Origin of the sequence: Paenibacillus sp. FSL M7-0802 (assembly GCF_038004945.1) — a bacterium.
In the GTDB taxonomy this organism is placed as follows: Bacteria; Bacillota; Bacilli; order Paenibacillales; family Paenibacillaceae; genus Paenibacillus; species Paenibacillus polymyxa_B.
On sequence record NZ_JBBOSD010000001.1, the window covers coordinates 2830283 to 2850518 of the forward strand.

A 20236-nucleotide genomic window follows, 5' to 3' on the forward strand; every position below is an offset into this window, starting at 1 on the left:
ACAGTCATGCCTAAATTTCTACAAAAACGCTGGCACGGCTATCAGACGGTCTGGGCGTTTTTACTGCTGCTGGTGCTTGTCATATGTATTTCCATGTACAACTGGGAACTGGGTGTGATAGGACTGCTGCTGTCATTCTTGCTCGGCGGACTGATGCTGAAGACGGAATTGGATTTTCGTCGGGAACTGAATCAATATATCAGCGGTCTTTCCTTCCGGATCAAGCGGGTGGAAGGGGAAGCGATTAGTACATTGCCGTTCGGCATCATTTTATACAGTGAAAATCGAACGGTAGAATGGCACAATCGGTTTGCCGGGGAGATGTTCGAGGAGCAATCGCTGATTGGTGAGTCTCTTCAAGATTTGTTTCCTCAACTCGCAGGTGCTCTAAGCACCAAGAAGGAAACAAAGGAGCCTGCTCGTGAGCTGAAGGTGGAGCTACAGCATGATGAGCGTCATTATCAGTTTCTGATCGTGCCCGATGAGCGTCTGATATATTTGTATGAAGTAACGGAGTTGGCGGTGCTACGCAAGCAGTATGAAAACGAGCGGTTGGCGCTCGGTATCGTCATGCTCGATAATATGGACGAGGCTGCTCAGGGAATGGACGATCAGCAACGCACCGCGCTTATTGCAAAGGTGTCAAGCGAGATTACATCTTGGGCTAATCAGTACAATATTTATTTGCGTCGATTATCTTCTGAGCGTTATCTCATTATGCTAAATCATAAAGCGCTTCAGGAGCTGGAGCAAAGTCGATTCGTCATTCTGGATACCGTAAGGGAAATGACGGCGGATTTAAAAGTACCAATGACACTGAGTATTGGCTTGTCCTTCGGTGCAGAGAGCATCAAGGAGCTAGGCGAGCTGGCCCAATCCAGTCTAGATATGGCGCTTGGACGTGGGGGCGATCAGGCAGCAGTGAAGGCGGGACAGCGCCTGTCCTTTTATGGAGGCAAGTCCAATGCTGTCGAGAAGCGTACCAGGGTGCGTGCCCGAGTCATTGCACATGCGCTGCGTGACCTGATGCAGGAGAGCGACCGCGTCCTGATCATGGGACACAAAATACCGGACATGGATGCATTGGGAGCGGCCATCGGTGTGTGGAAGGCTGCGGCACTTTACAATGTAGAGGCACATATCGTACTGGATAAATCCAATCCGTCTATCGACCGAATGATGGAGCAGGTAAACAAGGATGAGAAGTTATCGCAAGCGCTCATGACGCCAGAGCAGTCGCTCCAGCTGATGACTGAGCACAGTCTGCTGGTCGTGGTGGACACGCATAAGGCCTCAATGACGATTGAGCCGCGTCTGGTGCAAACGGCCAGCCGGGTGGTGGTTGTCGACCATCATCGTCGGGGCGAGGAATTTATTAACGATTCGGTTCTGATCTACTTGGAGCCATATGCGTCATCGGCCTGTGAGCTGGTGACCGAGCTGCTGCAATATATCCATGAGAAGGTCCAACTGACACCGCTGGAGGCAACATCACTGCTGGCGGGGATTACGGTGGATACCAAGCATTTTTCCCTGCATACAGGCTCGCGTACATTCGAGGCAGCCGGCTTTTTACGGCGTAGTGGGGCAGATACAGTAATGATCCAGCGCATGTTAAAAGAGGACCTGGATGAATATATTGCTAAGGCGGAAATTATTAAGCATGCTAAAATGATATATGGGCATATCGCAATTGCGGTAACTGAGCCCGGACAGAAAATACCGCAGCTCCTGATTGCTCAGGTGGCGGATTCATTACTCAATATGACGGATGTACTGGCCTCCTTTGTGGTCAGTGAACGTCCTGACGGCCTGGTGGGGATCAGCGCCCGTTCACTCGGACGCATGAACGTACAGGTCGTCATGGAACGGCTAGGCGGCGGAGGACATCTGACGAATGCGGCGGTTCAGCTGGATTGCCCGCTGGAGGAAGCTAAGCGCAGAGTGGTCGACGTGCTGGCCGAAATTGATGGGGAAGAGGGGTTATTTGAATGAAAGTGATATTCATTAAAGATATGAAGGGCCAAGGCAAGAAGGGGCAAATTAAGGAAGTGTCGGACGGTTATGCAGCGAATTTCCTGTTGCCGCGTGGTGTTGCCCGTCCAGCGACAGAAGGAAATATGAAGACGCTGGAAAATCAGAATGCTGCTGAGGAAAAGCGCAAGCAAGAGGAAAAGGAAGAGGCTCAAGCGCTCGGCAAAAAGCTGGAAGAGACAACGATTCAGCTCAAGGCGAAGGCTGGTGAAGGTGGACGGCTGTTCGGCGCGATTACAAGCAAGCAAATCGCGGAGGCAGTAGCTAAAACTGGCATCAAGCTGGACAAACGCAAAATTGAGCTGGAAGAACCGATTCGTACGTTGGGCGTGACTCAAATGACCGTTAAGCTTCATCCTGAGGTCAAAGCTACGCTGAAAGTACAGGTGACTGAAGAATAATTATGGGCGGCGAATTTTTTGATCGGATTCCTCCGCAAAATCTGGAGGCTGAACAGGCGGTTATCGGGTCTATTTTGCTCCAGTCTGAAGCACTGATTACCGCAATGGAGCGGGTGCAGACCGAGGACTTTTATGATAAGGCTCATCAGATGATTTACGAAGCAATGATTGAGCTGGGTGAATCCGGACAGCCGATTGACTTGGTTACGCTGACCTCGAAAATTCAGGACAAGGGACAGCTAGAGGATATCGGCGGTGTCAGTTATCTGGCGAAGCTGGCTCACGGGGTGCCAACAGCGGCTAACGTGGATTACTATGCCCAGATCATTGAAGAAAAAGCGATGCTTCGTCGCTTGATTCGTGCAGCTACACAGATTGTGAGCGAAGGCTATAGCAGTGGCGAGGATGTCGCTGGTATGCTGAGCGATGCTGAGCGCAAGATTATGGAGATATCCAACGGGCGCTCAGGTAGTGGCTTTATTGCCATCCGCGATGTCGTGATGGAAGTGTTTGACCGCGTTGAATTGCTGCATCAGAACAAGGGCAATACGACCGGGATTCCGTCTGGGTTTGTTGATTTGGACAAGATGACGGCGGGTTTCCAGCGCAATGACTTGATCATTGTGGCCGCCCGTCCATCCGTAGGTAAAACAGCGTTCGCTCTGAATATTGCGCAAAACGTTGCAGTTCGGGCAAAAGAGACAGTAGCCATCTTCAGTCTGGAGATGTCGGCCGCTCAGCTCGTGCAGCGGATGATTTGCGCCGAGGCCAATCTGGACGCGAACGTCATGCGGACAGGTGAATTTAAAGGCGACGACGATTGGGCGAAGCTGACGATGGGCATTGCAGCCTTGTCAGAGGCGGAAATCTATATCGATGATACGCCCGGCATCACTGTGGCTGATATCCGTGCCAAATGCCGCCGTCTCAAGACGGAAAAGGGACTGGGTATGATCGTAATCGACTACTTGCAGCTTATTCACGGACGAGGCAAAGCAGGCGAGAACCGGCAACAGGAGGTATCCGAAATTTCACGGACATTGAAGCAAATCGCCCGTGAGCTTGAAGTGCCTGTAATTGCCCTCTCCCAGCTGAGTCGGGGTGTGGAGCAGCGTCAAGACAAGCGGCCGATGATGAGTGACTTGCGGGAATCGGGTTCTATCGAGCAGGATGCTGATATCGTGGCGTTTCTGTACCGGGATGATTACTATAATCAGGAAACAGAAAAGAAGAATATTATTGAGATTATCATTGCCAAGCAGCGTAACGGCCCGGTCGGTACGGTAGAATTGGTCTTTCTCAAAAATTATAATAAATTCGCTAATTACGAGCGTGCCCATTCGGATGCGTTCGCCGGATAACATATTAGTATCATAAGAAAAGGCTCTTTCGACGCGGATTTCGCGATCTCGAAAGGGTCCTTTTTTATAGGGTTCACGTATTTTCATATAAGGAATGAAACTCTCAATTACGAACAATACTATTTTCATGTAATATAATGTTCGCTTTTTATTTGACTTTAAAAAATGGTGCTGTTACACTTATAGTGCTGCTTCAACGCAGTGGGGAGAACATTACGCCCGGGGCTTTCCGAACCTACGGAATGTCTGCGACGGACGTTTTTTCCTGCTGTCCGAGAACGCTCCATATCTGCTCGCTCAGGCGGTTGAAGTCGGATATGCGTAGTGTGTCAGCTCAAAATCAGAGTGTCTGTGGGCACTCCACGGAGGAATGAAACATGTCAACTGTAGTCGTTGTGGGAACACAATGGGGAGACGAAGGCAAAGGTAAAATCACGGACTATCTGGCGGAAAGCGCTGAAGTGGTAGCCCGTTACCAAGGCGGAAACAATGCTGGTCATACGATTCTCATTGACGGTAAAAAGTACAAGCTGAGCCTGATTCCATCCGGCGTTTTTTATGAAGATAAAAAGTGTGTTATTGGCAACGGCATGGTAGTAAATCCAGCCGCTCTTATTGAAGAAATTACTTACATTCATGATAATGGCTTTTCCACAAAAAATCTGGTCATTAGTGACCGTGCACATGTGATTATGCCGTACCATATGACGCTGGATGTGCTGGAAGAAGACCGCAAAGGTCCTAACAAAATTGGTACTACCCGTAAAGGGATCGGCCCTGCTTATATGGATAAAGCTGCACGTAACGGTATTCGTATTGCTGATTTGCTGGATGCAGAGGAATTCGAAAAGAAGCTACGCCACCAAACGAAAGAAAAAAATCAAGTGATTGAACAAGTATACGGCGGCGAGCCATTGGACGTAGAAGAAATACTGAAACAGTATCTGGAGTATGCTGAATTTATCCGTCCTTATGTAGGAGATACGTCTGTCGTGTTGAATGATGCGATTGACGCAAATCAAAAGGTACTGTTCGAGGGTGCGCAAGGCGTTATGCTCGATATCGACCAAGGTACGTATCCGTACGTTACGTCCTCCAACCCGTCGGCTGGCGGCGTATGTATTGGTTCCGGTGTGGGACCGTCCAAGATTCAACAAGTCATCGGTGTAGCTAAATCGTACACAACTCGTGTAGGTGATGGACCCTTCCCAACTGAGCTGAACGATGAAGTCGGCGATTACATTCGTGAAACAGGTCATGAGTACGGTACGGTTACAGGTCGTGCTCGTCGTGTTGGCTGGTTTGACAGCGTCGTTGTGCGTCATGCCCGTCGTGTCAGTGGGTTAACGGGTCTTTCCCTGAACTCGCTGGACGTATTGACTGGCCTGAAAACGGTGAAAATTTGCACAGGTTACAAGTACCGCGGCGAGGTGATTACGCATTATCCGGCTAGCCTGAAAATGCTAGCGGAATGCGAAGCGGTATATGAAGAAATGCCAGGTTGGAGCGAAGACATCACTGGCGTGAAAACGCTGGAGGAACTGCCTGAGACTACACGCAATTACGTACAACGCGTGTCTGATCTGACAGGTATCCCAATTGCTATTTTCTCGGTTGGGCGTAATCGCGATCAAACAAATCAGGTGCTTCCGATTTATTTGTAGGACAAGAATGATATAGCTATTGATACATGTTCAAGGAGAGAGGCTGTTAGCAGCCTCTCTCTTTTTTTTATTCTGTGAAGTGTTAAATGGTTCCTCCCCCTTTACATAATCTTATCTTCCTTGTCGATTTGTGATAACAAACCCTCTCTATAATCCAAATAGAAAAGAGATTCGGACGTCTAGACGTCTTGAGAGGGATGAATTATGAACTGGTATCTTCGCTCACTCGGCACACGCAAAATTGTGGAATTCATCGTGCTTGTCATTTTCGTCATTTTTTTCCTGGGACCTCTGACCAACCTTCTCCTTTTGGCGGTTTCGGGAAAATGGCAATATCCTGCACCGCTCCCGCAGAGCTTGTCACTGGAATGGTGGAAGTTTGTACTTACCCAGGATGATGTACTCAGCTCGATTTCCCTATCCTTCTTGATTGCGATTACCGTTACGGTCTGCTCCATTATCGTATGTATTCCTGCTGCTTATGCCTTTGCACGAATTTCTTTCCCGCTCAGTAAGTGGTTTCTTTTCTCATTCCTGCTTACGCATGCTTTTCCGAAAATGGGTTTGTATGTGTCCATTGCCGTACTATTCTACCAATTCGGGTTGATGAACACCTTTGCAGGCATTGTGCTTATCCATATGGTAAACACGCTCATGTATATGACCTGGATTCCTTCCTCGGCCTTCCGCAGCGTACATCGTGCACAGGAGGAGTCAGCGCGGGATGCCGGAGCCGGACCATTTCGGGTGTTTTGGAAAATCACCTTTCCTATGGCGCTGCCCGGCATTGTGGTCGCCTCCATCTTTACCTTTCTTGCTTCACTAGATGAAGCACAGGGGACACTCCTTGTCGGAACACCGGACTATAAAACAATGCCAGTCATCATGTATTCCATCATTGCTGATTATCCGAGCACAACGGGCGCTGTTTTCTCTGTCATTCTTACCCTGCCAACGATCATTCTGCTATTGGCAGCCAAGCGTTTTGTAAGTGCGGATGTACTGGCAGGCGGATTTCAGGTGAAATAACGTAATTGGTCAAAAGAGGAGTTTGCAAAATCCTGAAAAAGGAGCCTAAGCTAATGCCCATTCAATTATCCATTCAAGAGTTAACCAAGCGCTTCAAGACAGGAGACGGAGTCAAAGGCATTTCACTTGACGTGATGAAGGGAGAGCTGGTGACACTGCTGGGACCTTCCGGCTGTGGTAAAACAACCGTGCTTCGCTCCATTGGCGGCTTTTTGGACCCGGACAGTGGCGACATTCAGATTCAGGGTAAAAGCGTACTCAAGCTGCCGCCCGAAAAGCGTCCGACGGCTATGGTGTTCCAAAGTTATAATTTGTGGCCGCATATGACCGTGTATGACAACCTGGCTTTCGGGTTGAAGATTCGAAAGGTGAAGAAGACAGAAATTGACCGTCAGGTGAAGGAAGCGCTAGCGCTGGTTCGGCTAGAGAGCGCAGAGCGTAAAACGCCGGGACAGCTCTCGGGCGGTCAGCAGCAGCGGGTAGCACTCGCTCGGGCTTTGCTGCTAAAGCCTGATGTATTGCTGCTGGACGAGCCTTTTTCCGCGCTTGATGCCAAATTGCGCATGGAGATGAGAGAGGAGCTGCGCGATATCCAGACCCAGACAGGGATGACGATGGTGTTCGTCACCCATGATCAGGAGGAGGCGCTGTCTATTTCTGACCGAATCGTCGTTATGAATGCGGGCCGAATTGAGCAGCTCTCTTCACCGCAGGAGATTTATGACAAGCCACAGTCACTTTTTGTAGCGGGTTTTATTGGCCGTATTAATTTATTAAAGGGGGTGAGCACAGGTCGCAGTGTCTCTGTGAGCGGAATACCGTTTGCACAAGAGCATGAATACACAGGTGAATCCATGGTTGGTGTAAGACCAGAGGATATTGTTCTGACGACGGAAGAAAATGGTTCTCTAGCCGGAACGATCAGACAAGTGATGATTCTCGGGCATTATGCGGAAGTTTCGCTGGATAGCGGTACCCATCATCTGAAAATGTTTGTGCCGCGTGAACGAGCGGCCGAGCTGCGCAGTGGAGAGCACATCAGCTTCAGCTTCAGTAAAATTGTTACTTTTCCATCAGCACAGTGAAGATTCACGATCAACCTCTATATCGCATCAATGTCCATCACGAACGCATCATCTGGTGATGCTGCGAACTTGTGCAACTATCTAAAGGAGGCAACAACGTGTTTGGGAAAAAGAATATGGGTCTGGTTTTGGCAGGGGTACTTAGTTTATCGTTGTTGGCTGGCTGTGGAAACGGCGGTAATGCCGCCACGGCTACTGGGGAAGCCAAGTCTACAAAAGCGGGAGCGGCTACGGGAACGACGGAAATTTCCTTGTACACTGGAGGGTCCCTGAACGTCAAAGAGCTGTGGGAAACGTTAATCAAGGACTTTGAAGCTAAAAATGATCACGTTAAGGTCAAACTGGTGTATTTGCCAGCAGGGACCGGAGGCGCATCTACACTGGATCGTCTGATCGCAGCCAAGAAAAGCGGACAAACCGATACAGATATCGACCTGTACGAAGGCAGTCTGGATGACATCACCAAAGGGGTAGGCGAGAAACTGTGGGAAACGGTGGATGCTGCCAAGGTTCCAAATTTGAAGAATGTTGATGAAACATATCTCAAGCAAGTCAACAATCAGGCCATTCCATACCGTGCCTCTTCGGTTGTCCTTGCCTATAACAGTGCAAAAGTAGCGACACCTCCGAAAACAGCCGACGAGCTGTACACGTGGATTCGCCAGCATCCGGGCAAGTTTGCCTATAATGATCCGTCCACAGGTGGATCAGGCAGCTCGTTTGTGAACACGGTTATCTATAATTTCCTTCCGCCAGAGGCGATGAACAGTGATGATCCGGCAAATATGAAGAAATGGGATCAAGGCTTCTCACTGCTCAAGGAACTGGGCCCTTCAATGTACCAAAAAGGAGTCTATCCTAAGAAAAACCAAGGTACGCTTGATATTTTGGCAAGTGGAGAGGTAGACATGGTTCCAGCCTGGTCTGATATGGCGCTCGAACAACTGGCTAAAGGGCTGCTTCCAGACACGGTGAAGCTGACACAGATCGACCCTGCTTTTACAGGTGGACCCTCTTATCTGATGGTTCCTTCGCTTTCCTCCAAAAAAGAAGCAACTCAGGAATTCTTGAATTATATACTGACGCCTGAAGCGCAAACGGTGGTTATTAATAAAATGTACGGCTATCCGGGGATTAAGTGGAATCTGATGCCAACGGAGCTGCAAGAGAAATTCAACAGTGTATCTTCTGGATACCGCAGCTTTAATAGCGGAGAGCTTCAGCAGGAAATCTACAAACGCTGGCAAAGTGAAGTAGCGGGCGGCTGATCATGAGTTCATTGTCTAAAAGGGGGATGCTGGGGCTTGCCCTGGTCATCCCGTCTTTTCTCATTTTGCTGGTCGTCGTTATTATTCCGATTCTCTATGCCGTAAAGGAAAGCTTGATTGATCAATATGGAACGGGCTACGGTCTGGCCAACTATATTCGGCTGTTCACGGAACCTGCCATGCGTAGAAATATCATGTATACCATTAATGTCACGTTAGTCTCGACGGCCCTTACTCTGGTCATCAGCTATGCTTTGGCGGTTTATCTGAGATTCGGTAAAGGGGTTGTCGTGAAGTGGATAGGTCGGTTGTATTTTATTCCGATGTTTGTTCCCGGTGTAATTGCAACGTATGCGATCATTACTATGTATGGTAATCACGGTTGGGCTGCACGTCTTTTGCTGCCGCTTGGCATTGAGACGATTCCGAGGATTATTTATGACTACAAAGGGCTGGTGCTGGCTAATTTGTGGTTCAACATTCCGTTCGCAACCATGCTGCTCAGCTCGGCACTTGCCAGCATTCCAAACGCTGTCGTCGAAAGTGCCAGAGATGCCGGAGCCAGCACGATGCAGCTGTTTGGGCGCTTTATTTTACCCCTTTCCTACAAAACGATGTGGGTTGCGGTGACCTTCATTTTTATGGGAATCATGGGCAGCTTTACGGCTCCCTTCCTGATCGGTGCCAACTCACCACAAGTGCTGGGTGTTGCGATGCAGCAGGTGTTTTCCAGCTATCAGGAGACGCATACGGCCAGTGCAATGGCAGTGTTTATGTTTCTACTGTGTTCTTTTATGGGCTACTTTTATATTCGGACAATGGTGAAGGATACGGATGCCAGCTAGACCGCCGTTATACACTAAGGAGGTTACAGGGATGAACAGCCAAGCAGAGGTGCAAATTACCGGGTTTAGTGGGCGAGCGTGGGAAAAGGATCTGCTGGATTGCGGTTATCGGATTGCCTTACACAAGGCGGAGGTTGAGCTCAGTCCGGGAAACGGATTTCGGTTTAGGTTCTCCATGCCAGAAGACGGATACGCGGAGCTTGATCTGTTCGCCAGATCGGACAGTGACTGGGCTGCGACAGATCGAGAATCTGCCTTCGTACGTCTCTACCTGAATGAAGCCTATAATCAAGATGTCATTTTGTACTATGGTAGCAGTCAGGGAGTGTACACCCGTTTGTTGGGATATCTAAAAGAAGGCGATTATGAGGTCTATGCCGAATTCCGCGAACTGGAATCGGCTCCGCTTGTATCTCGAGCATGGATCGACGGGGTTGAACTGCGCTGCGTGGCTGATTCCTCTCCAAGATCGCTGATTTATCGCCATACCCCGCTTTTATATGGCCGTAATCTGTCACATCCCTATGAGAATCGCTTTACGGATACACCGCTTGTTTTGTTCTATTCCATAGAAGTGAACGAGGGGAAGACGGTCATCGAATACCAGATGATGTTCAGCCATGAAGATGAGGGAACGCCCGCGCCGCTGCTTATGAGCAAATGGGGAAGAACCACCGATATCGAATGGATGTACCGCGTAGAGCTAGATGCAGAGGACAATGTTCTGGAAGCTGTTTTCCAGGGGGCACATCATAATACGACTGCGTTTAATGGGAATTATGATCTGGGCGGGCATCCTGTTCTCCAATCCGCAACAACCAACGGAAACTTTAAGGATGACATTTCATCGGACTATCGTTTTATGCTGCCGCCTGCTTTCCATTGGAAACCAGAGGAAGAGCCACGTGAGGCGGTCATGAGTCGTTTTCCTTTTGCCTATCAGGTCACTGGGTGGGAGATGGAACGTCAGCAGGAGCTGGAAATGCCATCACAAGCGTCTTCCATTACACTTGCACACCAGCGTAGCTATGTGTTTATACAGACTTCCAAACGCCCCTTGCGGGATTCAGGCAGAGAATCGGTTCCAGCGTCCAGACCTGGCTTCAATCGGCGTGAGGAGGATGCCTGTGTCGATGTCCAGCTTCGCCTTCACGGCTCGGAGCAGTGGTATTCATCGTGCCATTATGATCTGAGACTCGGGGAATTTAGAGCCGCTTATGAGGGTGCAGAGTCACATTTTTCTACCACGGTCAAGCTGTCTGGAGAAGCTGTGCTTGAGGATATAGCTGAAATCAGAGCCGTATTGCTGGAAGGCGGTGCGGACAGCATGGAAGTGGTCGGACTGTGTGCTTTTACGTTAAACGAAGATAATCTCCCGCAGTTTCCAGGTATTCGTACAGACCGGGTGATTGAGCTGACGCGGCTTCAACCCGTGGGTGTTTTGTGGGCGGCAGACAAAGACATGTCGGGTGATGAAGAACATACTGTGAATGATATGGTGAAACATGTTGTGGATGAACCGTCTAGCCAGGATGGGGAGTCATGAGCAGACTACTGTATGTGGAAGGAACGGTCGACAGAACCTGCACCCAGAGCCATATTACGTACTCTTTTCATATTCCACAGCCGACTGAAACGATCCGTATTCACTTCTCTTACACGCCCAAGTTATTGGAGGATCAAGAGCAAGCACGAGAAATCATTGAGGAGAGCATGAGCAAATACGGATACGAAGAGCCGGGGCATTCATCCGATCTATGGAAGAAGTATATACCGCTGCAAAATTTATTAACGCTGTCTGTCGATGATCCTCTCCGTCACCGCGGAAATGCGCACCGTCCCGAGATGCAGCAGGAGCATTGGCTCGGTTCGTCTGCGGCTTCCCCGGGATTCCTTGCAGGAGATCATCCGCCAGGCATGTGGCGGATTACGGTCAGTCTGCATGCCGTTGTGACCGAGACGCTTGCCTACCAAATTCATGTATTGGGGGAGGAAGCAGCATATGCTTAAATGGATTCCGGCTGAGCTTCACACCCATACGCTTCACAGCGACGGCAAGCAAACACTGGAGGAGCTGGCCCAAAGTGCAGCCAATCTCGGGCTTGAATGTATCGCTATGACGGATCACAACACGCAATCGGCACTTGCGGATCAGGAACGGGTTCAGCGGCAGTTCGGTCTCCCGATCATTTCAGGGATGGAGTGGACGACCTTTTACGGGCACATGCTGACGCTTGGGGTTGACCGCTTTATCGACTGGCGTGTGCTGGGACCAGATGACATCCATGAGGGGATTCGGCAGGTGCATGAGCAGGGAGGCATTGCAGGGATTGCCCATCCGTTCAGGATTGGAAGTCCGATCTGTACGGGGTGCTTTTGGGAATACACGATTCAGGATTGGCATGAGGTGGATTATATAGAGGTCTGGTCAACGCTTATGCCATCTATTAAGCGAGATAGCCAGCGGGCGTTTGCCATGTGGACCGATTTGTTGAATCAGGGGTATCGCATCACTGCGGTAAGCGGTCGGGACTGGCATGTATCTAAACCAGATGATGCGCTTCCGGCTGTTACGTATTTGGGTGTTCATGATGAAGCAGAAGAGCGAGAAGGTTTAGCAGGCCGGGCAGTTGAGGCGATTCGCCACGGTTCAGTGTCAGTTACGATGGGACCGTTACTGACGATGTGGGCACAGATTAAGGGCAAAGAAAATCGTTATCACATCGGCGAATGTATAGAGCTGACTGTAGAGGATTCACTATCGGTGACGGTTCAATTGGATGTGGAAGCAAGAGCATCCCATTATAACCTCAAGCCTCAGAATCTTCGTCTTCTGCTGACAAGTAGTCATGGAATATGCTCCGAGATTCAGATCCCTGCTCAAACAGGAGAATATACGCTGTCATTGCAAGATCCGCTAGGAAAGGGCTGGATAAGAGCCGAGCTTTACGGCTGCATGGAAGACTGCGTGATGATGATTGCTTTTACGAATCCGATTTATATGGCTTAACACAATAGAAAGGCTGGGCTTCGGACGGTGTCAACAAAACAAGAGAACATAAAGCAGCTTATAGAAGAATATATGAAGGTTAATCAAATGGGTCCGGGGGATCGGCTGCCGTCGGAAACTGCACTTTCCCAATCGTTTCGTGTCTCACGTACGACGCTACGGGGAGCTATCCGCCAACTGGAATCGGAAGGTAAGCTGCTTGTAAAACACGGGAGTGGCACGTTTGCTACTTGCCCGCTGCCGAGTATTCCAAGCTCGCTGGACCGCCTGTACAGCATCGGGGACATGATTCGTTCGGCAGGGTTACGGGAAGACGAGCAGCTGGAATCCATTCAGAGAATTTCGGTCTGTCCTCCTGATATTGCCGAACAGATGAGACTTTCCGAGAATGAGCCCATGATTGCTCTAGAGCGTACACGCACTGCCAACGGAGAGGCTGTAGCCCACTCTATAAACTGGATGCCAGAGAAATTAGCCGGACCCATTCTGGAAGGTGACTCTTTTTCAGGCTCGCTTTTTCAGAGTCTTGAGTTCAAGGCGGGGGTGCGAATCGTCGGAGCGTATTCCGAGCTTACCGTTCCCAACTATGACGACGCACATATGACACGTCTGCTGAAGCATCCGCAGGCTACGGTATTACTATTGAAGCAGCTTCACTATGATGAAATGAACAGGCAGGTGCTGTATTCTCTGGATTATGTCCGCAGTGACATTTTCCGTTTCTGGGTGCGTCGTACGCGCTGATTCAATCAGAATGTGGCATCTTCTATTGAATTGTGCTAGTTTTACATATTCCATGGGTTAAAAATCGTCATATCTCGTCAATACTGATCTATATGCACTTCATGATGATACACACATGGCAGGATGCGTATAAGGAGGTAACGGGATATGAGGTGGCTTGGATGGCTGCTCAAAAAAGGAATGACGGTGGTGTTGGTTAGCGCACTAACGCTGGCAGTGACAGGTGTAGTCGTTAATGCTTATGTTCAATCGCTGCTACGGCAGTTTAACATTCAGCTTGATCATCAGCCCATATGGGGATTGGGTTGGCTAAAAGGCAGCGCTGGTACTGACCAAAGCACAGACACGGGGAAGAACAAGACGACAGGAAGTGGCTCGGGAAGTGTAACACCGCCTGATGATGCGTTGCCTGTCATGGGACAGGGCTTAGAAGAAAGCGGGAGTGAGGCTGGTGGCGTAGCCAGTGGCAAGGTATCTCAGGAGGGGGCCACGTCGGCTGGAACAACTGGCAACGAGTCACGGAAGCAGGCAGAAGGTACAGCTACACCCGGAACGAGTATTGAAGGCCATGATTTAGTGATTACGCCCGACCATTTGACGGAGAAGAAGAACAACTTACCGGCTGCACAGAAGCAGGAAATTTTTGCGATTCTGATGAATAAGCTACCGCCGGAGGAGATGCAGAAAATATCAGCTGCGATGGAAGGCGGTCTCACCGAGCAGGAGCTTCAGGATATTCAGCAGGTGCTTGCGAAGTATTTGACCAAAGAGGAATATAACAAGCTGATGGATTTGCTTAAATGAGTATTTTGCAAAATCTTGAATAATAAACGATGAATTCATGGAAAATGTTTATGCTCAAAATAGGACTGTAGAATCCGCGCCATGCGCGGATTTTTTTGCGTGTCAGGAAGGAACTGGAGTGTAGTTGAATTCTTTGTAAAGGCTATGTTAAAGTAAACAGTGTTGTGAAAAGGTTAAATTTTTGAAACCTTTTACGCAACTATGCAATGGTAGATAGCGACTAATATCATAGATGCTTGTGAATACAGGCTAGATTCATAGTGTGAAAGACCAATAACGAACGCATTTATATAGAGATAAGATATGCTGAAAAGGAGAGAGTCATGAAGGTTTTGAGGGAGCAGGATTCACCAGACAGCAGGAATGCAGACTCAAACGTTGCAGACAAGCCTGCTGTGGAAGCGGGGAAAATAGCAAAGTGGTGGAGCGGTCGGAGAAAGTGGTTGAGCTGGACGGCAGGCGGTGTGGTGATTGCAGGCAGTCTTATTTTTGCGAGTAATCAGTATGTCGGGGCTAACACAGTTCCTTATTATAAAGTGTATGTAAAAGGCGTCGAGGTCGGGAATATCTTGAATGAGCAACAACTTAAACAGCTGTACGCAACGAAGAGCAAACAATATAAGGACAAGTATCCCGGCGTCGATATGGTGCTCAATACGAGCGCGGTAACGACAGGCATTGAGAAGGCATATAAAGCGGATATCGACAGCGCGGCCACGCTGAAGAAGCTGGACGGTATGCTGACAGCGTATGCCAAAGGGGTAGAAGTGAAGGTCAACGGTCAGACGGTTGGCATTGTAAAGGACAAAGCGACTGCACAAGCGGCTTTAAAACAAGTACAGAAGAAGTACACACCTGTGGGTGAGGGTACATCTACAGGCATCAAGGGGCTGGTTCGCAAAACATCCGTGGGCAGCAGCCATGCGAGTGCTAGTACTAAAACCCCTAAAGCATGGCTGGAGTCTGCCGGTATCCGTGAGAAAATCGCGTACGAGCCTGTGAAAGCAGACCCGAACAAGGTGCTGACGGAGGCAGAAGCAGTCAAAGTGTTGACTGAGGGGCGTGAGGCTCCTATCACGTATACAGTGCAAGAAGGCGATTCTTTGTCGTCGATTGCAACTAAATTTAATATGACCGCTTGGGAGATTAAGCAGAACAACCCTGGCTCGCGTGAGCTGTATTTGCAAATTGGGGACGAATTGAAGCTTACTGCTCCGAAGGCTCCGGTTACGGTGCGAACAGTAGAGAAGGTCGTCGAACAGATTGCCATCGAGCCTGAGGTTGAGATTCGCCAGAGCGATGAACTGAAGGCAGGAGTTACCAAAGTAGTCAGACCGGGACAAGCAGGTCTTAAAGAGATGGACTATCGTTTGACCAAGGAGAACGGCGAGGTCGTGCAAGAGGAATGGCTCGGTCAAAAGGTGCTGCAGCCGTCTGTTACTGAGGTGGTTCTTAGAGGGACGAAGGTCGTGGGAGAAGGCTCAGGACAGTTCGCTTGGCCGGTGTCCGGCGCATCGATGTCGAGTAGCTTTGGCGCACGTTGGGGACGTATGCATGAGGGTGTGGACTTGGTCGGTAGTGCTGATATTCACGCATCAGATGAAGGCGTGGTATCATTTGCAGGTCAGCAGAATGGATACGGCAATGTCATTATGATTGATCATGGCAACGGCTACCAAACCGTGTACGGGCATTTGAGCAGCATTGGCGTTCATGTAGGACAGGTGGTTCAGCAAGGCGAATCGATTGGGGTCATGGGGAACACAGGACGCTCGACCGGAACGCATCTGCATTTTGAAATTCGTAAAGATAATACGCCACGCAATCCAATGACGTATTTAAGATAGATTGGATGTTTATATCGAGAGTTACATGATTTATGAGAATCAAAGGGAAAGGCCATGTTTTTCTGCATGCTTAACATTAGGTGCAGGCATGGTTTTTTTCTGCGTAAAGAAAAGGGTCTAGAGAAGTAATGGAATGGCTCACGGGTATGATAGAATAGAATAAACATCTTATAGGTACTGACAAACGTAAGTTAATTATAAATTATGATCCGTGAAGAGAGGTGAACGCTATATGCAGGGAACGATTCTGGTAGTGGATGATGAACAGCCAATCGCTGATATTTTAAAATTTAATTTGGAAAAAGAGGGCTACCAGGTGATTTGCGCCTTCGATGGAATCAGCGCGGTGGATATCGCGGTCAAGCAGCAGCCTGACCTGATTCTGCTGGATCTGATGCTGCCGGGCATGGACGGCATGGATGTATGCCGCGAGGTACGTGGGCATCAGCTCCAGACGCCGATTATTATGTTGACCGCCAAGGACGGCGAAATCGACAAAGTGCTGGGGCTGGAGTTGGGCGCGGACGATTATGTGACAAAACCGTTCAGCACACGGGAATTGCTGGCACGGGTGAAGGCACAGATGCGCAGACAGCAACGCGGCGGGGCAGGCGCGTCGGAAAGCCGACCGCAGGAGGATAAGCAGGGGCTGCGCGTGGGCGACCTCTTTTTTGATACGGATATGTATACAGCTTACAAAAACGGAACACCGCTTGACCTGACGCACCGTGAGTATGAGCTATTGCACTACATGGCGAAGAATGCCGGAAAAGTCATGACGCGGGAGCATTTACTCCAGGCGGTGTGGGGCTTCGAATACTACGGGGATGTGCGGACAGTGGATGTGACCATTCGGAGGTTGCGCGAGAAGATTGAGGAGAACCCGAGCAAGCCGGAGACCATCCTGACACGCCGTGGCCTTGGATATATCGTGAGCGGGGGCAAAGGTGGCCTGCGGGCATGAGATGGCTGTCTTTCTTTCGTACCATTCATGCAAAGCTGATTATTATCTATGTGCTGCTTATCTTGGTGGCCATGCAGCTGATTGGGGTCTACTTTGTCAGCTCGATGAAGAACTCTCTTACGAGTAATTTTACGCAGGATTTGCAAGCACGGGCGGAGATGCTGTCCGTGCTGGCGGAGCAGGATCTGAGTGGCAGTGACGGCAAAATGGAAGAAGACAGCGTGGAAAGCCTGCGTGCACGCGTGAATAATTTGTTTGATTTCAGCGGCGCGGAAATTCAGGTGCTGGATGCCAGCGGTAAAGTGTTAATTACTTCTCAGGGTTCACACGCCGATTATGTCGGACGCAAAAACACGCAGACAGTGGTCAGCCGCGCACTCCAAGGTATCCGTGATAACGAGGAATACATGGTGGACGAGGATAATATCCGCAAGAAGGTCGTCGCCAAGCCTGTTATCAGCCAAGGCAAGATTGTCGGCGCGGTGTACATCGCCGCTTCGATGACCGAGCTCTACGATACGATGAAACGCATTAACAATGTGTTTCTCTCAGGTATGCTCATTGCGCTCGCGTTGACGGCTGTGCTGGGCGTGGTATTGGCCCACACGATTACGCACCCGATTAAGGTGATGACACGTCATGCAACGGAGGTTGCCGAGGGCAAATTCGACCAGCAGATGCCTGTATTTGGTGATGACGAGATCGGCAGGCTCAGCGTGGCCTTTAACTATATGACAGGCCGTCTGCGTGAGGCGCTGTCCCAAAATGAAGAGGAGAAGGAGAAGCTCTCCTCCATCTTGACCAATATGAGCGACGGTGTGGTCGCTACTGATGACAATGGCCGGGTCATTCTAGTCAACCGTCGGGCCAGCGCCATGCTGGGCGTAAACGAGAACGAAATGACTGGAAGGCATATCGCGGTACTGCTGGGGATCGACCCGGAGGAAACCGAGGCCCTGTATAGCGGCTCTTCGGCCTCCACGCTCTTGCAGCTGGAGCCAGCCGGTCAGGATGAACCCATTGTTATCCGTGTGACATTCACGCCGATTCATCGGCGGGAATTTGGCATTACGGGAACGATTGCCGTACTCCAAGACGTGACGGAGCAGGAGGAGATGGAGACGACACGGCGGGAATTCGTAGCGAATGTATCACATGAGCTGCGCACTCCGTTGACGACCATCCGCAGCTATGCTGAGGCGCTGGATGACGGCGCGATGGCTGAACCGCAGCTCGCGGAGCGTTTCGTGGGCGTGATCCGCAACGAGACAGAGCGTATGATCCGGTTGGTTACGGATTTGCTGCATCTGTCACGGCTCGATTCCAATGAGGCACCTTTGCGGATGCAGCCTGCAGATGTGATGGAGATGCTGGACGAGGTCGCAGATCGGTTTTCTTTTCAAATGAAGCAAAAGCACATTCGCTCAGGGATGTTCGTAGAGCAGGGAATCGGTAAGGTCGTGATCGACCGGGACCAAATTGAGCAGGTGTTGGACAACCTGATGTCCAATGCGCTGAAATATACGCCAGATGGCGGGAGTATTCGGATTGAAGCTCGCCGCAATAGTGAGGGGATGCTATCCATTTCGGTACAGGACACCGGGATTGGTATTCCCAAAAAAGATCTGGACCGGATTTTTGAACGGTTTTATCGTGTAGACAAGGCGAGATCGCGCAATATGGGCGGCACGGGGTTGGGACTTTCGATTGCCCGGGAAATTGTAAAGGCGCATGGGGGCCAGATTTTTCTGGAGTCGGAATATGGTCAGGGAACCTGTACGACCTTTACGCTACCCATGTCGAGTGAAGGGAGGGAAGCACAGTGAAGGAACGTTTGAAGTCCTGGACGCTTATTTTGCTGGTTGCTTCCAGCCTGATACAGACTTATTTTTTGATTTACCGCCTTCCGGGCAGTGATTCTGTACTCACTTCAGAAACGAACTATGTCAAAACCGAAAGCATGGGACAGGAGAAAAAGATTGAGAACCTCGTGTTTCCTGATAAAATGCTCATTCACCAAGGTGAGAAGAAGCATACCGTTTTTTATCCGGGTGTTACTTTTTACGATTTAATTTATACACGGCTGGAAAGCCGAAGCTTTAACAACTTTCAACGTCGAAGTATTCAATCGGCAGACTGGGCGCGGATTCGCAGCGAAAATGAAGGCATCGAATTATCTTTTTCAGGCGGGGTCCCGGTTTCATTACTGGAGCGGGTCATGCGTCTGACGCCGGATTCGGTGTTTCAGGGAGAGACGATTAACCGCATCTGGATCTATATAGATGAAAAGAATGCCAAGCCGCACGCGCTCTTTTTCAGTGCCAGAGGCGATGTGGTGTATGAGGCGAACCAGTTCGATATGACGGTAGAGGACATCCGGCAGCATGTGAATTTCGGTAAAAATGCCCCGTTGTACGAGCTGGTGGATAATCAGTACTACATTCCCGTGAATGACCTGGAAACTACACAGCCTGTGGTGTATGCCGGGTTGTTTACGACGGAGCAAATGCAGCGGAATTTGTTTTTCGATCCGGGGATTACGCGCAATATTCAGGAAAAGGACGGCTCCCAAATTTATACGGACAGCAAGCGTAGTCTGCAAATCAAGCAGGAGCAACGATGGATGAGCTATACCGATCCCAGTGCGCCGGGGGCGGGTGGAAGCAGTCCGATTAGGGATGTGCTGGCCGCGGTTGATTTTGTAAATCAGCATGGTGGTTGGGATGCTTCGTATCAGCTGAAATTGAAGAGCAGTGATGAAAATCGTACAACTGTGATGTTTCAGCAGTATTATGGTGCTTATCCAGTGCTGGACACACCATCGTTCCGCTTTGGTACGATTTCGCTGCAAATCCAGCAGGAAACGGCTTCTGTCTATGAACGTTCGTTGCTGTATCTCAAGGGAGGAGAACAATCCTCAAAGAAGGTTATGCTGCCGGGCGGCGAGCCCTTGAAAAAGCAACTGGAGACTGTAGGCAAAGGGAAGACGATTAGAGAACTGACTCCTGTATATCAGCCGGAGCTGATTAATGATGGATTGAAGCTTTCTCCTGAGTGGCGCGTTACGCTCAGTGACGGTTCTGTTGCTGAGATTCATGCTGTCCCTGTAACGACAGCATCGAATACAACACAAACACAGCCAGACCGGGAGACAAAGAGGTGACAGGAAGGGGGAACGGG

The 20236-nt window shown here is 49.8% G+C and carries 17 protein-coding genes; all 17 read left to right on the top strand.

The window, feature by feature from the left end; translation table 11 throughout:
• Window positions 1-6 precede the first annotated feature (6 nt).
• The 17 genes from MHB54_RS13185 to MHB54_RS13265 all read left to right on the top strand — a co-directional run bounded on the left by MHB54_RS13185 (window position 7) and on the right by MHB54_RS13265 (window position 20219).
• Window positions 7-1995, top strand: a complete 1989-nt coding sequence (locus MHB54_RS13185; protein ID WP_023991138.1) for a DHH family phosphoesterase — start codon at window positions 7-9, stop codon at window positions 1993-1995.
• Window positions 1992-2435: a 50S ribosomal protein L9 gene (rplI, locus tag MHB54_RS13190; RefSeq protein WP_023991137.1), complete on the top strand. Its 444-nt coding sequence runs from the start codon at window positions 1992-1994 to the stop codon at window positions 2433-2435. Before MHB54_RS13185 ends, rplI begins: the two co-directional genes overlap by 4 nt.
• A gap of 2 nt (window positions 2436-2437) precedes the next feature.
• The gene (dnaB, locus tag MHB54_RS13195) at window positions 2438-3796 is read left to right on the top strand and encodes a replicative DNA helicase (protein WP_023991136.1); all 1359 of its coding nucleotides are present in this window, start codon (window positions 2438-2440) and stop codon (window positions 3794-3796) included.
• Between the two features lie 377 nt (window positions 3797-4173).
• Window positions 4174-5460: an adenylosuccinate synthase gene (locus MHB54_RS13200; protein ID WP_025723148.1), complete on the top strand. Its 1287-nt coding sequence runs from the start codon at window positions 4174-4176 to the stop codon at window positions 5458-5460.
• Window positions 5461-5664: 204 nt separating this feature from the next.
• Window positions 5665-6489, top strand: coding sequence for an ABC transporter permease (locus tag MHB54_RS13205; protein WP_023991134.1), 825 nt, complete (start codon window positions 5665-5667; stop codon window positions 6487-6489).
• Between the two features lie 53 nt (window positions 6490-6542).
• Window positions 6543-7574 carry an ABC transporter ATP-binding protein gene (locus tag MHB54_RS13210; RefSeq protein WP_034095133.1) on the top strand — a complete coding sequence of 344 codons (1032 nt, stop codon included), beginning with the start codon at window positions 6543-6545 and terminating at the stop codon, window positions 7572-7574.
• Between the two features lie 98 nt (window positions 7575-7672).
• Window positions 7673-8842: an extracellular solute-binding protein gene (locus MHB54_RS13215; RefSeq protein ID WP_025723151.1), complete on the top strand. Its 1170-nt coding sequence runs from the start codon at window positions 7673-7675 to the stop codon at window positions 8840-8842.
• A gap of 2 nt (window positions 8843-8844) precedes the next feature.
• Window positions 8845-9687 (top strand): ABC transporter permease, encoded by an 843-nt coding sequence (locus MHB54_RS13220; protein WP_069080191.1) that lies wholly within the window; start codon window positions 8845-8847, stop codon window positions 9685-9687.
• 31 nt (window positions 9688-9718) lie between these two features.
• Window positions 9719-11233 carry a hypothetical protein gene (locus MHB54_RS13225; protein ID WP_264454330.1) on the top strand — a complete coding sequence of 505 codons (1515 nt, stop codon included), beginning with the start codon at window positions 9719-9721 and terminating at the stop codon, window positions 11231-11233.
• Window positions 11230-11697: a hypothetical protein gene (locus tag MHB54_RS13230; RefSeq protein WP_023991129.1), complete on the top strand. Its 468-nt coding sequence runs from the start codon at window positions 11230-11232 to the stop codon at window positions 11695-11697. The genes MHB54_RS13225 and MHB54_RS13230 overlap by 4 nt, the downstream gene beginning before the upstream one ends.
• On the top strand, window positions 11690-12697 hold the full coding sequence (locus tag MHB54_RS13235) for a CehA/McbA family metallohydrolase (protein WP_264454331.1): 1008 nt from the start codon (window positions 11690-11692) through the stop codon (window positions 12695-12697). Before MHB54_RS13230 ends, MHB54_RS13235 begins: the two co-directional genes overlap by 8 nt.
• 27 nt (window positions 12698-12724) lie before the next feature.
• Window positions 12725-13441: a GntR family transcriptional regulator gene (locus MHB54_RS13240; protein WP_023991127.1), complete on the top strand. Its 717-nt coding sequence runs from the start codon at window positions 12725-12727 to the stop codon at window positions 13439-13441.
• A 147-nt stretch (window positions 13442-13588) separates the two neighbouring features.
• Window positions 13589-14245 (top strand): hypothetical protein, encoded by a 657-nt coding sequence (locus MHB54_RS13245; RefSeq protein WP_340981631.1) that lies wholly within the window; start codon window positions 13589-13591, stop codon window positions 14243-14245.
• Window positions 14246-14568: 323 nt separating this feature from the next.
• Complete coding sequence (locus MHB54_RS13250; RefSeq protein WP_023991125.1) at window positions 14569-16092, top strand: M23 family metallopeptidase; 1524 nt, start codon at window positions 14569-14571, stop codon at window positions 16090-16092.
• A gap of 232 nt (window positions 16093-16324) precedes the next feature.
• Window positions 16325-17056, top strand: a complete 732-nt coding sequence (gene yycF, locus MHB54_RS13255) for a response regulator YycF (RefSeq protein WP_025723159.1) — start codon at window positions 16325-16327, stop codon at window positions 17054-17056.
• Between the two features lie 71 nt (window positions 17057-17127).
• Window positions 17128-18882 carry a cell wall metabolism sensor histidine kinase WalK gene (gene walK / locus MHB54_RS13260; protein WP_371263083.1) on the top strand — a complete coding sequence of 585 codons (1755 nt, stop codon included), beginning with the start codon at window positions 17128-17130 and terminating at the stop codon, window positions 18880-18882.
• A complete protein-coding gene (locus MHB54_RS13265) occupies window positions 18879-20219 on the top strand; it encodes a YycH family regulatory protein (protein WP_340981633.1) in 1341 nt (446 codons plus the stop codon). The genes walK and MHB54_RS13265 overlap by 4 nt, the downstream gene beginning before the upstream one ends.
• Window positions 20220-20236 lie beyond the last annotated feature (17 nt).

Bases quoted from the DNA above. Each gene is read 5' to 3' on its own strand.
- MHB54_RS13185 (WP_023991138.1), top strand. From the start codon at position 7: ATGCCTAAATTTCTACAAAAACGCTGGCACGGCTATCAGACGGTCTGG.
- rplI (WP_023991137.1), top strand. From the start codon at position 1,992: ATGAAAGTGATATTCATTAAAGATATGAAGGGCCAAGGCAAGAAGGGG.
- dnaB (WP_023991136.1), top strand. From the start codon at position 2,438: ATGGGCGGCGAATTTTTTGATCGGATTCCTCCGCAAAATCTGGAGGCT.
- MHB54_RS13200 (WP_025723148.1), top strand. From the start codon at position 4,174: ATGTCAACTGTAGTCGTTGTGGGAACACAATGGGGAGACGAAGGCAAA.
- MHB54_RS13205 (WP_023991134.1), top strand. From the start codon at position 5,665: ATGAACTGGTATCTTCGCTCACTCGGCACACGCAAAATTGTGGAATTC.
- MHB54_RS13210 (WP_034095133.1), top strand. From the start codon at position 6,543: ATGCCCATTCAATTATCCATTCAAGAGTTAACCAAGCGCTTCAAGACA.
- MHB54_RS13220 (WP_069080191.1), top strand. From the start codon at position 8,845: ATGAGTTCATTGTCTAAAAGGGGGATGCTGGGGCTTGCCCTGGTCATC.
- MHB54_RS13225 (WP_264454330.1), top strand. From the start codon at position 9,719: ATGAACAGCCAAGCAGAGGTGCAAATTACCGGGTTTAGTGGGCGAGCG.
- MHB54_RS13230 (WP_023991129.1), top strand. From the start codon at position 11,230: ATGAGCAGACTACTGTATGTGGAAGGAACGGTCGACAGAACCTGCACC.
- MHB54_RS13235 (WP_264454331.1), top strand. From the start codon at position 11,690: ATGCTTAAATGGATTCCGGCTGAGCTTCACACCCATACGCTTCACAGC.
- MHB54_RS13245 (WP_340981631.1), top strand. From the start codon at position 13,589: ATGAGGTGGCTTGGATGGCTGCTCAAAAAAGGAATGACGGTGGTGTTG.
- MHB54_RS13250 (WP_023991125.1), top strand. From the start codon at position 14,569: ATGAAGGTTTTGAGGGAGCAGGATTCACCAGACAGCAGGAATGCAGAC.
- yycF (WP_025723159.1), top strand. From the start codon at position 16,325: ATGCAGGGAACGATTCTGGTAGTGGATGATGAACAGCCAATCGCTGAT.
- walK (WP_371263083.1), top strand. From the start codon at position 17,128: ATGCAGCTGATTGGGGTCTACTTTGTCAGCTCGATGAAGAACTCTCTT.